This is a genomic window from Mucilaginibacter inviolabilis, assembly GCF_011089895.1.
Lineage (GTDB): Bacteria > Bacteroidota > Bacteroidia > Sphingobacteriales > Sphingobacteriaceae > Mucilaginibacter > Mucilaginibacter inviolabilis.
Genome location: NZ_JAANAT010000002.1, coordinates 404,225 through 418,249 on the forward strand (window position 1 = coordinate 404,225; position 14,025 = coordinate 418,249).

Annotated in this window: 16 protein-coding genes; 7 read left to right on the forward strand and 9 right to left on the reverse strand. The window is 45.0% G+C overall.

Annotated elements, in window-relative coordinates; translation table 11 throughout:
- The first annotated feature begins 13 nt into the window (after nucleotides 1-13).
- The gene (acs, locus tag G7092_RS17925) at nucleotides 14-1,915 is read left to right on the forward strand and encodes an acetate--CoA ligase (protein WP_166091226.1); all 1,902 of its coding nucleotides are present in this window, start codon (nucleotides 14-16) and stop codon (nucleotides 1,913-1,915) included.
- A 386-nt stretch (nucleotides 1,916-2,301) separates the two neighbouring features.
- Nucleotides 2,302-2,889 carry a hypothetical protein gene (locus G7092_RS17930; protein WP_166091227.1) on the forward strand — a complete coding sequence of 196 codons (588 nt, stop codon included), beginning with the start codon at nucleotides 2,302-2,304 and terminating at the stop codon, nucleotides 2,887-2,889.
- Here the strand turns inward: G7092_RS17930 and G7092_RS17935 are convergent, their stop codons facing one another.
- The 7 genes from G7092_RS17935 to G7092_RS17965 all read right to left on the reverse strand — a co-directional run bounded on the left by G7092_RS17935 (nucleotide 2,890) and on the right by G7092_RS17965 (nucleotide 8,894).
- The gene (locus tag G7092_RS17935; RefSeq protein ID WP_166091228.1) at nucleotides 2,890-3,336 is read right to left on the reverse strand and encodes a DoxX family protein; all 447 of its coding nucleotides are present in this window, start codon (nucleotides 3,334-3,336) and stop codon (nucleotides 2,890-2,892) included. It lies immediately after the preceding gene.
- Between the two features lie 60 nt (nucleotides 3,337-3,396).
- Nucleotides 3,397-3,963 (reverse strand): Crp/Fnr family transcriptional regulator, encoded by a 567-nt coding sequence (locus G7092_RS17940; RefSeq protein WP_166091229.1) that lies wholly within the window; start codon nucleotides 3,961-3,963, stop codon nucleotides 3,397-3,399.
- Between the two features lie 416 nt (nucleotides 3,964-4,379).
- Nucleotides 4,380-5,072 carry a flavin reductase family protein gene (locus tag G7092_RS17945; RefSeq protein ID WP_166091230.1) on the reverse strand — a complete coding sequence of 231 codons (693 nt, stop codon included), beginning with the start codon at nucleotides 5,070-5,072 and terminating at the stop codon, nucleotides 4,380-4,382.
- Between the two features lie 511 nt (nucleotides 5,073-5,583).
- Nucleotides 5,584-5,931, reverse strand: coding sequence for an antibiotic biosynthesis monooxygenase family protein (locus G7092_RS17950; protein ID WP_166091231.1), 348 nt, complete (start codon nucleotides 5,929-5,931; stop codon nucleotides 5,584-5,586).
- 667 nt (nucleotides 5,932-6,598) lie between these two features.
- On the reverse strand, nucleotides 6,599-6,907 hold the full coding sequence (locus G7092_RS17955; protein ID WP_076376012.1) for a 2Fe-2S iron-sulfur cluster-binding protein: 309 nt from the start codon (nucleotides 6,905-6,907) through the stop codon (nucleotides 6,599-6,601).
- A gap of 2 nt (nucleotides 6,908-6,909) precedes the next feature.
- Nucleotides 6,910-7,920 (reverse strand): NAD(P)/FAD-dependent oxidoreductase, encoded by a 1,011-nt coding sequence (locus G7092_RS17960; RefSeq protein WP_166091233.1) that lies wholly within the window; start codon nucleotides 7,918-7,920, stop codon nucleotides 6,910-6,912.
- A 74-nt stretch (nucleotides 7,921-7,994) separates the two neighbouring features.
- Nucleotides 7,995-8,894 carry a LysR substrate-binding domain-containing protein gene (locus G7092_RS17965; RefSeq protein ID WP_202985348.1) on the reverse strand — a complete coding sequence of 300 codons (900 nt, stop codon included), beginning with the start codon at nucleotides 8,892-8,894 and terminating at the stop codon, nucleotides 7,995-7,997.
- Between the two features lie 253 nt (nucleotides 8,895-9,147).
- Between G7092_RS17965 and G7092_RS17970 the strand changes: the two genes are divergently transcribed.
- The 5 genes from G7092_RS17970 (at nucleotide 9,148) to G7092_RS17990 (ending at nucleotide 12,989) form a co-directional block, all read left to right on the forward strand.
- Nucleotides 9,148-9,441 (forward strand): ArsR/SmtB family transcription factor, encoded by a 294-nt coding sequence (locus tag G7092_RS17970; RefSeq protein ID WP_166091234.1) that lies wholly within the window; start codon nucleotides 9,148-9,150, stop codon nucleotides 9,439-9,441.
- Nucleotides 9,442-9,468: 27 nt separating this feature from the next.
- On the forward strand, nucleotides 9,469-10,572 hold the full coding sequence (locus G7092_RS17975; protein ID WP_166091235.1) for an NADH:flavin oxidoreductase: 1,104 nt from the start codon (nucleotides 9,469-9,471) through the stop codon (nucleotides 10,570-10,572).
- Nucleotides 10,573-10,780: 208 nt separating this feature from the next.
- Nucleotides 10,781-11,515, forward strand: coding sequence for a YEATS-associated helix-containing protein (locus G7092_RS17980; protein ID WP_166091236.1), 735 nt, complete (start codon nucleotides 10,781-10,783; stop codon nucleotides 11,513-11,515).
- Between the two features lie 104 nt (nucleotides 11,516-11,619).
- A complete protein-coding gene (locus tag G7092_RS17985; protein WP_166091237.1) occupies nucleotides 11,620-12,231 on the forward strand; it encodes a class I SAM-dependent methyltransferase in 612 nt (203 codons plus the stop codon).
- A gap of 71 nt (nucleotides 12,232-12,302) precedes the next feature.
- Nucleotides 12,303-12,989: a VIT1/CCC1 transporter family protein gene (locus G7092_RS17990; protein ID WP_202985349.1), complete on the forward strand. Its 687-nt coding sequence runs from the start codon at nucleotides 12,303-12,305 to the stop codon at nucleotides 12,987-12,989.
- Nucleotides 12,990-12,997: 8 nt separating this feature from the next.
- Here the strand turns inward: G7092_RS17990 and G7092_RS17995 are convergent, their stop codons facing one another.
- Complete coding sequence (locus tag G7092_RS17995; protein WP_166091238.1) at nucleotides 12,998-13,216, reverse strand: hypothetical protein; 219 nt, start codon at nucleotides 13,214-13,216, stop codon at nucleotides 12,998-13,000.
- A gap of 36 nt (nucleotides 13,217-13,252) precedes the next feature.
- Entirely contained in the window at nucleotides 13,253-13,774 is a 522-nt protein-coding gene (locus G7092_RS18000; RefSeq protein ID WP_166091239.1) for an NADPH-dependent FMN reductase, read from the reverse strand.
- Between the last annotated feature and the right edge of the window lie 251 nt (nucleotides 13,775-14,025).

Sequence of the window (14,025 nt, forward strand, 5' to 3'; positions counted from 1 at the left end):
CCATTAAACCATTATGAAGATTACATCATTTGACGAATACAAACAGGTTTATCAGCAGAGTGTTGAGCAGCCTGAACAGTTTTGGGCCGGCATTGCCGATAATTTTTACTGGCACAAAAAATGGGATAAAGTGCTGGACTGGAACTTTAAAGAACCCAGAGTAAAATGGTTCGAAGGCGCCAAACTCAACATTACCGAAAACTGTTTGGACCGTCACCTGGAAACCCAGGGCGATAAACCCGCTATTATATGGGAACCCAATGATCCGCAGGAAGATCACCGCGTTTTAACTTATCGCCAATTACATGATAAGGTTTGCCAGTTTGCCAATGTGCTTAAAAACAACGGCGCTAAAAAAGGTGACCGTATTTGTATCTATATGCCCATGGTGCCCGAACTGGCCATTGCTGTTTTGGCCTGTGCCCGTATCGGTGCTATCCACTCCGTAGTATTTGGTGGCTTTTCGGCACAATCTATTGCTGATAGGATCAACGATGCCGAATGTAATATCGTGATCACTGCCGATGGCGGTTTCCGCGGTAATAAAGATATTCCTTTAAAAAATGTAATTGACGATGCCCTGGTTCAATGCAAATCGGTTAAAAAAGTAATTGTATTAACCCGCAGTCGTACGCCGGTATCCATGATCAAGGGTCGCGATGTATGGTGGGAAGATGAAGTAAAAAAAGTAGAAACCCAGGGCAATCCGCAATGCCCGGTTGAAATAATGGATGCCGAGGATATGCTGTTCATCCTGTATACTTCGGGCTCAACCGGTAAACCCAAAGGTGTGGTGCATACCTGCGGCGGCTATATGGTATATGCCGGTTATACCTTTGCTAATGTGTTCCAGTATAATAAAGGTGAGGTATATTTTTGTACCGCCGATATCGGCTGGATCACCGGGCACTCTTATATCGCTTATGGTCCGCTATCGCAAGGCGCCACAACATTAATGTTTGAGGGTGTGCCAACCTATCCGGATGCAGGCCGTTTCTGGGAAATAGTTGATAAATACAAAGTAAACATATTATATACCGCACCAACCGCTATCCGTTCCTTAATGAGCTTTGGTGAGGAGCCTTTGAAAGGTAAAGACCTGAGCTCGCTCACCAAGCTGGGTTCCGTAGGGGAACCTATCAACGAAGAAGCCTGGCATTGGTTTGATGAAAAAATTGGTCATGGCAAATGCCCCATTGCCGATACCTGGTGGCAAACAGAAACCGGTGGTTTAATGATATCGCCTATCTGTAACGTAACACCAACCAAACCGGGCTATGCTACTTTACCGTTACCAGGCATTCAGCCTATATTGGTGGATGAGAATGGAAAAGAGATTGAAGGCAACGGCGTAAGCGGTAACCTGTGTATCAAATTCCCTTGGCCCGGTATGCTGCGCACTACTTATGGCGATCATGAGCGCTGCCGCACCACTTATTTTGCTACGTACGATAACCTGTATTTTACCGGCGACGGCTGCCTGCGCGATGAGGATGGTTATTACCGTATCACCGGTCGCGTGGATGATGTGCTGAACGTATCCGGTCACCGTATTGGTACTGCCGAGGTAGAGAACGCCATCAACATGCACAGCAGTGTAGTGGAATCGGCGGTGGTGGGCTATCCTCATGATATTAAAGGACAGGGTATTTACGCTTTTGTGGTATGCCCTAAACACCATGCCGAAGATGAATTAACCCGTAAAGATATTATGATGACCGTAGCGCGCATCATCGGCGCTATTGCCAAACCCGATAAGATACAGTTTGTAACCGGGCTGCCTAAAACCCGCTCGGGCAAAATCATGCGCCGTATTTTACGCAAGATAGCCGAAGGCGATACCTCTAATTTAGGGGATACCTCCACACTGCTTGATCCGGCCGTGGTAGATGAGATCAAAGCGGGAGCTTTGTAGCGGGAGCAAGGATATTTAGAACAAGGAGCAAGGACTCTTTTGAAAAATATAATGCTGCCGCGGGCTTTCAGCCCGTGGTGATCATGGCTCAGCTTTCAGCTGTAGTAAGCTGGAAGCTTACTACAGCTCCTCCACGAGATACGCTATGCTAATCTCGCGGGAGCGAAAGATAAAAAAACAGATTTGTCATGCTGAACGAAGTGAAGCATCTATTGTTTAACTCTTCAATTTGTAGAATAGATCCTTCGTTCCTCAGGATGACAAAAATAAAATGCAAAACCCTCTATGCGCGAAGCGGAGAGAGGGGTGACGAGCGCAGCGATGTTGGGGTGAGTCGATGCAGTCAAGGAGCAAGTACTCTTTTGAAAAGTATAAATTAAAGACAAATGCAAGGAATCAGGAGCAATAGATCGGGAAAAATAAAGTACTGGGCTTTTCTCCTGGTACCTTGCATCCTTATTCTTTTATCGCTCTCCAACCTGGCATTTATCATAAAGCCATCCGGCAAATACCGGCTCGATTTTTTTACCAAAAGCAACCAGTTTTACCTTTGCGATTCGGCTTATAAAAGTAATACCGGCTCCAATACTTTCTGGACACCCGAGGCCTATCACGACAGATTAGGGGTTGATTATGATATCCTCGGTATTGGTATCGAAAGCTATGGTCATGTAAAAGCCGACCTGGAAATACTGGACAGTGCCGATCCCGAAAAAGATTTTAGCCGGTATGATCATGTGGTAGAAGCCGGTATCACCATTCAATCGGGCCTGTTACAGGTGCTTAACTTTCCGGATTATAAATCATACCTCAAGCTCATCATCACCCCCGGCAAATACCGGGTGAGGGTGTACTCTTCCGGATTAAACAATGTAGATCCAGAGGCGGATGAAGGCCAGGATCATTATAAAATTACGATGTGGCCCGATAACCGCATGGAGCGTAAAGTATTAAAGCAGTTTGTGAAAAAGTAACTACAGCAAACAGCACCAGTAAACCCATCCTATAAATAAAAGCTGCAAAGGTATCCGGAACCATAAATACGCCGGACCGGGACCATCGAACGTGGCTTTTTCCATATCAAGGTGTTTCATAGCGGCATGGATATTGGCTGGCGTTAGGACAATAAAAAACACGATAAGACACCATGCCGTTAGCGTACACATAGCCGGAATAAGTAAACCCACAGCCGCTGCTATTTCTATCACACCTGTAATATATATTACTTGTTTTTTGTAGGGAATAAATGAGGGTAGCATCATGGCCATGCCCTGGGTAAATTTAAAATGACCGAGAGCGGTAAAGGCCATCATTACGGCCATGGCTATCCGGGCCGACAGATTTACGTTATAATCGCCGGTTAATTTGGTAACAATAAGACCTATGCCAAAAGTAGCCAGTAATACGATCAATACTTTCATGTGGATGTTTTATTTGATGCAAAGTTGGATATACATCCGGCAACAAACAATGAACCCGGGTTAAGTAATGCGGCGGCGTATCCGGCTTAATCCCTGTGGTGTAACACCGATGTACGAGGCGATATATTTCAGCGGGATCTGCCGGATGAGATGGGGCTGCTCGGTAAATAGGTTCCGGTAGCGCTGTTCGGCACTGTCATTTAATAAGGATAGCTCGCGTTTGGATTTGGTAAGAAAAATAGCTTCGCTGGCATGGCGGCCGATGGTTTGGCCAACGGCTGTATCTCTGTAAATAACCTGCAGGTCATCATAAGTTATTCGCCATAAGATGGTATCAGTTAATGCCTGGAGCTCATAGTGCGATGGCTGCCGGGTTAAAAAGGAGTCGTAAGCGCTGATAAAGCTGCCGGCAAAAGCAAAGGTAAAAGTAAGGTCGTTCTCATCTTTGGGAATATAGTATCGAACAATCCCCGTTTCCATGAACGACAGGTAATTCTCCGTTTGCCCTGTTTTTAAAAGCACCGCCTTTTTCGGAAACGCCTGCCTGATCAGTTTTGACGAAAATAGTTGCCAGTCCCCATCACTCAAGGGAACAATACGCTCAAAGTATTCCCGTATTTTTTCCATAAGGGATGAAGATAGAAACTTGGGCTTATATTTTAGCATTGTCCTGGTGTTATGCTGATTCCTATGCTCAAAGCAAAAGATTTTTAATTAAGAAAATCATTTTTAATTCCCTCCCCACGGGAGGGGCGCGTTGGGTTAGTGTAATGGGAGGGAGGGGTTTCTACGCGCGATGATAATCTTGTTCCATAAACTCTGCTGGCGCACGCGTGCCGCGTGTGACTCTAAAGTATTAGAATACTTAAATGGTGGAAGGCACACGCGACACGCGTGCGCCAGCAAAGGATGAGTGTCATGCTGAGCTCCGTCGAAGCATGGTGGGCAGACCTCTACGCGCGAGTCTTCGATAGGCTCAGACTGACAGACTCCATTTTTTTTCGTCCCCTCAGGGTCTCTCGTAGAGGACCCTGAGGCCAATATCAACCCTCCACAGGCTCCATGATATTCTTCATATTACGCGCCACTTCAATATCAGGGCTGCGGTATTTATACTCCGGGATACTAGCCAGCGAGGAGTCATGTACCTGTTCGCCCAAACCATAAAACTGCTGAAAGCTCATGATGAGCGGACGCCATTTATCGGGGTCAACACGGTTAGGGTCGCCGTTCATGATGATGGATTCTTCCAGGTAAACCTGTACTATTTTTAGTTCCATGGTTACAATACGGCCGCGTTGCTGGTCGTTGTCTTCGCCGATGGGATGTATCTCTGCCACATGGGCTTCCATTTGTACGGGGCATTCCATGGCCCGTGGAGCAGCTACTTTTTGTGAAGGTACCGGGGTTAGTCCCGCAATGCCAAATTTATCGGGTTCATAATAATAACCTCTGCCTTGTTTGGCCTCAGGCACGGGGTTCATACCTGTTTTCAGGGCCAGGTTATTGACTGCCTGCACCTCGTTAACCGATGGCAGGTTTAAAACACATTGCCCGGTACGCCGCAGATTTTGTACTGTTTTAGAAGTGGTGGCCATGCCGATGATACAACGCCAGCCCAGCCAGAAAACGGATGATATGGGCGCTAAATTATAGGATCCATCCTCGTTCAGGGTACTGATGAGTACTACCGGGGTGCCGAAGTACAGGATGGCGGGTTCGCTTATTTTGTGCATGATGATACGTTTTGATAATTGCTGAATATGCTTATTTGCTTATTCAAAATTGCCAAATCATATACCCCCATGAAACCCGGAACTTGCGGTGTTTGGTCAGCCTGGCGTCATGCTGATGATACGTTAAAACAGGGCTGTCATGCTGAGCGCCGTCGAAGCATGGTGGGCAGGCCTCTGCGCGCGAGTCTTCGACGAGCTCAGACTGACATTTTTAATTCCGTCGAGGGGGGCGTAGGGCAGGTGTAATGGGGAAGGAGGGGTTTCTTCGCGCGATAGTTATCCGGTTCCATAAACCCTTTCCTCCCCTTCCCGAGGGAAGGAATCGCACAAGGCCCTGGCTCTTTTGATGGGTGTCATGCTGAGCCCCATCGAAGCATGGTGGGCAGGCCTCTGCACAGGCGTCTTCGACGAGCTCAGATTGACAGGTCTTGTTATATAAAAAATTGAAAGACTTACGAAGTTTTTAAAACTTCGTAAGTCTGACCTCTTGGTTAAATAGGTTCAATTAAGCCTACCCATGATGTGCCTGCCTACTATCCTGCGGCGCTTCCTTCCTGTCGAACATGCCATAATCGCGCACCAAATGCGCTATCCGTAAATGATAATCCTTAAATACATAGTCGCGGCCTTTAGCCTGGGCTTCCCGGTGCATTTCCACATTGCGCCATTGCTTTACAGCTTCCTCATCGCGCCAAAAAGAGAGGGACAATATTTTACCCGGATCGGTGAGGCTCTGGAACCGCTCTATCGAAATAAAACCATCGATAGTGACCAACGTCGGTTTCAGATCGGCGGCTATGTCCAGATATTCCTGTTTTTTACCCTCCGCGGGCATCACTTCAAAAATTACGGCTACCATTTGTTTTGCTTTTGGTAATATAACAGATCAAAGGTAGGGTAGTTTGAGGAAGGATACTTCGGGCTGGGGTGAAGTGTGGGAGAGCCGACTCACCCCGACATCGCTGCGCTTGTCACCCCTCTCTTCGGCTTCGCCGGAAAGAGGGAGTTTTAGAAGATTTTGTCATCCTGAGGAACGAAGGATCTGTTCTTGAATTTGTAGGGCTGTAGAACAGATGCTTCCCTCCGTTCAGCATGACAAAGCTTTTTCACCCTCTTTAAGGAGTAATAGCCCATGAGTAGGCAGAATAGGTTTTATTGAGAAAAACAGCTTGATGCAGAGCCGACTCACCCGGTCTACGCTTCGCTGGACCACCCTCTCTTCGCCTTTGGCGGAAAGAGGGTGGAGGAAAATGAAAGAAAAACCCCTCTATGCGCGAAGCGGAGAGAGGGGTGACAAGCGCAGCGATGTCGGGGTGAGTCTTCGCCGCTGGAACAATCTCCCGTTTTTAATACGATGCCTTAGTGTATCAATTTTACACCCGTTTTTGCCGATTTGTTAAAAAGTGTTAAAACGGGATATTTTTGAACGATTTTCATCGAAAAACGGCAAAAAAATAGCCGTTTTGGTGTTAAAAATTGTTAAAAACGCTCTTGTTTACTTAGTGTACAAAAAATCTGCGCATAACTTAAAGTAATCGGAACACCATGCCATCCATTTCCTCACTCAGATGGATCTGGCAGGCCAGGCGGCTGTCCGGACCGGCATTGGGCAGGGTATCCAGCATGTCGAGTTCATTGTCTGTCGGCGTAAAATATTGTTCGGGGCCTTCCACCACCTGTACATGACAGGTGGCGCAAAGTGCCATGCCACCGCAGGTAGCCAGTATCTCATATTCAGATGCTTTGAGCACCTCCATCAAACTCAGGTTGATACCCTCGGGAATTTCTACCGGGGCCCGGTGGCCTTCACGGTCTTCAATAATTAAGTTAATCATGGCTAAAACTCGGTTACGCCGTAAACGGTGGTGTATTTAAAAGTTAGTTTTTGCTCAGGGTAAACGTGTTTGAAGGCGCTTTGGGCCATCATGGCGGCCTCATGGAAACCGCAAAGAATCAGCTTTAATTTACCCGGGTAGGTGTTGATATCGCCAATGGCATAAATCCGTTCTACGCTGGTGCTGTAATCACGGGTATTCACCACAATGGCCGAAAAATCGATATTTAAGCCCCAATTGGCAATTGGTCCAAGCTTAGGGCTCAAACCAAACAGTGGTATCAGGTGATCGGCAGCAATGTGGCTTACGTTGTTGTTGCGATCCAATAAAGTGATCTCCTGTAGATGCCCCTCACCGGTTAAAGCCACTACGTTTGATTTCAGCACCAGGTCTATCTTGCCTTGTTTAGCCAGTTCAAAAACCTTTTCGGCAGCATCAGGCGTACCACGGAAGGTATCGCCCCGGTGCACTAGCGTAACCCGTTCGGCTACATCGGCCAGAAATATAGCCCAGTCCAGCGCCGAATCACCACCACCGGCAATTACCACCTTGCGACCGCGCAGGACCTCGGGATTTTTAACCATATAGGCTACACCCTTGCCCTCAAATTCCAGCAGGCGATCGATCTCCGGTTTGCGGGGCTCAAAGCAGCCCAGGCCACCGGCTATTACCACCACCAGGCAATGTACGGTGGTACCATCGTTGGTTTGTATCAGGTAGGATCCATCATCGTTTTTGGTGAGGGTTTCTACCCGTTCGCCCAAACTAAAAGTAGGGTGGAAGGGAGCTCCCTGCTCCATGAGCCGGTCTACCAGTTGCTGAGCCGTGATGTCCGGGTACCCGGGAATATCATAAATAGGTTTATGTGGATATATTTCAGAAAGCTGCCCGCCAACCTGCGGCAGCACGTCAATTAAATGGCAGCGCATTTTGAGTAAACCCGCTTCAAAAACAGCAAATAAACCCACAGGACCTGCGCCTATAATGCAAATATCGGTATTGATGTGTTCCATAAAAGTGCTTTTTAATAGCACTCAAATGTGATTATAGGTCATTCAAAAATCAAATGATATTTAGTAATGTGCAATTACTTAAGGTTATAGTTGGCGAGGCAAAAACGCTTAAAAAGATCAATCAGTTTGCTGTTTTTGCCGTGTAGTTGAATAAACTGAAACGTACGGAAAATTTCCATGCCCTTAATTTCAATAATGCTCAGCTCATTGTATTTCAACTCGCTTAATACCGATTGGATAGACAGGAAAGTGGCTGTATCTGAGTATAGTAAATATTGTTTGATGGCGATGCTGCTTTCCAGCTGTATCTCAATATTGAGGTCTTTGGGATTGATCTGTACATCGGCCAGGGCATTAAAAATCACATCGAGTGTGCCCGAACCGGCTTCGCGAAGTACCAGTGGAATATCCAGCAATTGCTTAGGACTTATCTCCTGTTTCTTGGATAGCTTATTATTGGCCCGGGTAACCAGCACAATCTCGTCCTTGGCAAAAGGGGAGTAGGCCAGCTGCGGCGAATGCGCAGCGCCTTCCACAATGGCTATGTCGATTTTCTCGTCGAGGATGAGTTGCGAAATATAGTCGGTATTGCCTTGTATAAAGTTGAAGGTAACATCTGGATAGGTCTTTTTGAACAACGCCAGGATCTTGGGCAAAATGGTTTGAGCCACGGTGGTGCTGGCACCGATGTGAAGTGTGCCTGCCTCCATATTGTTGAGCTGAGCCAGTTCGGTTTCCAGTTCGGTATAAGTCTGGAAGATCTTTTCAGCGTATTGCACCAGTATTTTGCCGGCTACGGTGAGGGCTATATTATTGCCATTGCGCTTAAACAACTGGGTGCTCAATTGTTGTTCCAGTTCTTTAATGTGTTTGGTAACAGCTGGTTGGGTAATGTACAACTCATGGGCAGCCTTAGTAAAACTAAGCCTTTGAGCAACCGTGTAAAAAACTTTTAACCTGAAATCAAAAATCATTGGGTTAAAATTAGTGGTTTTATGGCAGAAATCAGAACTTAGTCTCTGCGCATTTAAGCAAACCCGCCAATGGAGTTGCTGTGCAGGCAATAACAGCCATACAACATACCGAGATAATTCTTGTGCTGAGGTAGATGAATGTTTCCATACCTGTAAGATTTACTTTGATGGAAAATGTTACAGAAAATTCAGCCTAATGTCATCTCTTGTTTGTTAATTGGCATATCGGGAAAAGTCGATATATATTTGTCCCATGGATCAACTAGAGATATTTAAGGCTCTCTCCAATAAAACCCGTTTGCAGATATTGCAATGGCTGAAGGAGCCTGAAAAAAGCTTCCCGGAGCAGACAAATTTTGAGGCAGGGGTTTGTGTGGGGCAGATACAACAAAAGGCTGGGCTAACCCAATCAACCGTATCAGAGTACTTGTCGCTTATGCAGCGTACCGGCCTGGTTATCGCCACCCGCCAGGGACAGTGGACCTACTACAAACGAAATGAAGAAACTTTTGCCATGTTGAGCAAACTGATCGAATCTGAATTATAATAACCCAACATACTTAATTAAATTAAAATGACTGCAAATAGCACTTTGTTCAGGCCATTTAGCCTGAAATCATTAAATATCAAGAACCGTATAGTGATGGCTCCTATGACGCGTTCATTTTCACCAGATGGTATACCCACAGCCGATGTAGCCGCCTATTACCGCAAACGTGCCGAAGGCGAAGTAGGACTGATCCTTTCGGAAGGTACCGTGATTGACCGCGTTGCGTCGTCCAATGATAGCGCGGTGCCTCATTTTTATGGTGAGCAGGCCTTAGCAGGCTGGCAAAACGTAATTAACAATGTGCATAGTGCCGGTGGCAAAATGGGACCGCAGATATGGCACATGGGCATAATGGATAACCACCACTCGGGTTGGGTGCCTGCCCAGCCATTTGAAGGTCCTTCCGGTTTAAACAGGCCAGGTTCTAATAAAGGCAACACCATGACCGACGCCGATATTGCTGACACCATTGCCGCTTTTGGACGGGCAGCAGCCGATGCCAAAAGACTGGGTTTTGATTGTGTGGAGATACATGGTGCACATGGCTACCTGCTTGACCAGTTTTTTTGGGGTGAAACCAACCTGCGTACCGATATTTATGGTGGCAAGACACTACCCGAGCGCAGTCGCTTTGCTATTGAAGTGATCAAAGAAGTAAGGAAACAGGTAGGTGAGGATTTTGCCGTGATCATCCGCCTATCACAATGGAAACCGGCCAGTTATGATAATAAACTGGCTCATACCCCGCAGGAATTGGATGCGTGGATTAACCCGCTGGCCGATGCCGGTGTAGATATTTTCCATTGCTCGCAGCGCCGTTTCTGGGATGCTGAATTTGAAGGATCGGATCTGAACTTTGCGGGATGGGTCAAAAAAGTGAGCGGCAAGTCAACCATAACCGTAGGTTCGGTAGGTTTAAGCGGCGACTTCCTGGCGGCATTCGGGGGCGCAAGCTCAGAGCCAAGTTCATTGGATGAACTGTTGCGTCGTATGGATCGTGGGGATTTTGACCTGGTAGCCGTTGGCCGCCCATTACTGGCCGATCCGCACTGGGTACAAAAAATACGCGATCAGCGTAATGATGAATTAATAGGTTTTAGCAAGGAAGCATTCAAACAATTAGTTTAATTACGATTGTAATAAATGTAAAAAGAGGCTAATCAGGATTTGATCAGCCTCTTTTTTTTATGGTGCCTATTTACTTTTAGGGGAATTTTTACAACAGAAATTTATAGTTATTAATTAGCTATTTGATTTTTAATCATTCTGATAATATTGTTATTTTGGTTGGCGCTTATAGCTGATCCATATTAAAAGATTTTAAAACCTGAATTTTATGTCTCCGTACCTTATCGTCGTAATTATTATCATTGTTTTGGGATTATTTGGAGGTATAATAAACTATTTTTTATTGAATCGTCCGATAGATGATGGCAGCAACGGGGCGCAAGTTCAAAATGATGATATTAAAAAAGGACCCGCGTTTAATCACTTTTTATTTTGGAAATCACTTTCCATGGGGGTGGCTGCTTCTATATTGGTTCCGCTGTTTTTGAATACCATATCCAGCAGTGTTCTCTTGGATATACTTTCAGCAAAAAGCGTTGATAAAAATCATTTCATTTTTGCAGGGTTTTGTTTGATCGCTGCTATAGCCTCTAAACGGTTTATTGAGGATTTGTATGACAAAGTAATAAAAATTGGCAAAACAGCTAATGAAGCCAAAACCAAGGCCGAAGAAGCAACCGGGAAAGTAGAAGCGGTTAGTTTGGAAACAAGAGAGTTAGTTCATGCTAATACGGAGCCGGAAGAGTTGGAGGAAAGGCAAAGTCCCAATAAAAGTTTAGTTAAAGGGAAAAAAGAGGATAAATTGATTGATAATGATAGAAAGGTGATAGACGCATTCGGCAAATCGAAATATATTTACCGGACCCTAAAAGGTATTGCAAATGATAGCGGCTTAACCGGACAGGAAACAATGGATATCCTGGATGGTTTAGAAAGTCGGCATATTGTTAAAAGCAAACTTAATAGCAGTGCCCAAAAAATCTGGAGAGTTTTAGCTGAATAGCTTTATTGTAAGCTGATCTTACTTTAGTGAATGCGGTACCATCTGGAGTGTTGAACCTTCACTCTTATTTAAAATTTCGTACTTTCCCCTCCAAACATCATCCCATGCAAAGCAACCTGCAGCAAACTTTTGGCAATATTGATATCTATTTGTTTGATCAGTTATTGAAAGGTCGTTTTGACCATTGCCAAACCATACTGGATGCTGGCTGCGGTGCAGGACGAAACCTGGTATATTTTATGCAAAATGACTTCGATGTTTACGGCATCGACCAAAATGCGGAAGCCGTGGAGGCGGTAAGACAGCTATCGGCAAAACTTTCATCTACACATGCGCTCAATAAGTTCCGGGTATCGGGAGTGGAGGATATGCCCTGGGCCGGTGATTTTTTCGACCTGGTGATCTGTAGCGCTGTATTGCATTTTGCCAAAAACGAGCAGCATTTTGATAGTATGGTACGTTCATTGTGGCGTGTGTTGAAACCAGGTGGTTATCTGTTTGCCCGCCTGGCTTCGGATACAGGTATCGAAGAATTGATTATAAGCAGGGGCAATCGGCGCTACCTGCTGCCCGATGGTTCCGAACGCTTCCTGGTGAACGAGCAAACACTGCTCCGGTACACTGCCGAGTTAGGCGGTACGCTTTATGAACCTATTAAAACCACCAATGTGCAAAACCTGCGCTGTATGACCACCTGGTGTGTTCAGAAGAATTAATTCTTATCGAAACTAATAACAAATAGCTATTTATACCCATTATTAAAGCTATTGAAGGTACCTTTATCCTTATGCATCACGAACAACATTTACAAAGCTCAGATACCATCAGGGATATTGTTATTGGCATGTCTGATGGGCTAACGGTACCCTTTGCCCTGGCCGCGGGTTTAAGCGGGGCGGTAAACTCGTCGGGTATTGTGATCACGGCCGGGATAGCCGAAATTGTGGCAGGCTCTATCGCTATGGGCCTCGGAGGTTTTTTGGCTGGTCGTACTGAAGCCGATTATTATGCCTCTGAACTGAAACGGGAGTATGAAGAAGTAGAAAAAGTTCCCGAACAGGAAAAAGCAGAAGTAAAGGAAGTATTTGCAGCTTTCGGTCTGTCAGAAAAATTGCAAAACGAGGTTGCCGAAGAAATGTCCAAAGACAAAGATAAATGGGTTGATTTTATGATGCGCTACGAGCTGGGCCTGGAAGAACCCAAAGCCAACCGGGCTACGCAAAGCGCCATCACCATTGGTGTGTCTTACATTATTGGGGGAATTATCCCGCTCTCGCCTTATTTTTTTATTGCTGATTCAACACAGGCTTTATATTACTCCTGCGGTATCACGATGATCTGCTTGTTTGTGTTTGGCTATTTTAAAAGCAAGGTAACCGGGCAGCCTGCCATTCAAGGAGCACTTAAAGTATTACTGATAGGAGCCTTGGCCGCCGCTGCTGCGTTTGGTATGGCGAAGTTGATCACTAAGTAAATTAGATTTTATGCCTTTTTAGGAGGGTGGTAATTGGGGTTAGGTATAAAGCTGTCCGTAATTATTCCTTCTGAGTTGACCTTCCAGGCTCCTTGTATAGCCTGTGGTGGTACATTTTCCTCATTTTTAAAAGCTTCGTCAATTGCATATACCCATCCGTTTGGGTTATTCAATGCCTCTTTTACCGCATCTTCAGGGATGGTTTTTTTTCGCTTAAACAAACTCATTGATAATGAAAATAGTTGATTGACTATAATGGCGAACTAAAACTTAATAAACTTATCAATTTGTTCGTCGGTAAACTTTAAAGTGTCGGCATTTAACAAATTGCCTTCCTTGTCCATTTCTTTATTGATAGAGGAGATATGGATTTTTAACGACATGATATTGAGGTGCATATAATGGCAAACCCCGGTAAAATGATCGATACCCCTGATGTTGCCGTATTTGCCGGATGACAAGCCAACCAGGGCAGCTTTTTTATCATAAAAAGTACCCGGAAAATCGCAGGCGTCCATAAAAACCTTCAGAACACCGGGGAAACTGCCATTGTATTCGGGGATGATAAATATGAATTTATCGGTGCGGTTAATCAAATTCTGTATAGGGCCAAACTCCAAACTGCGCTTACCGTACAAATCGGTTTGTATGATGTTTGCCGGCAGATCGGCCAATGAAAATATACCCGCCTCAACGCCTTTTTCACTCAACTTTTGCTGATAATAGGTAGCAAGTTTAAGCGTGTGGCTTCCGGGGCGGTTGGTTGATGATATAATAGTGATCATTTATTAATTAGTGAATTATTGAATTAGTGATTTAGTGAATTAGTTTTAATTGTTGAAATGATATTTTTTTAATTAATAATAAATTCAACATCTTAGGTGTTAATAATCAGTCATTAAGGCTATCAATAATTCGCTAAATCACTAATTCACTAATTGAAATTTGTTTGTAAATTGCCAAATCCTGTGGATTTCGGAATAGTTTTAAATCCGTATCTTTACCGTTGGACAAAAACTTTTACGAAAGTAGAAAT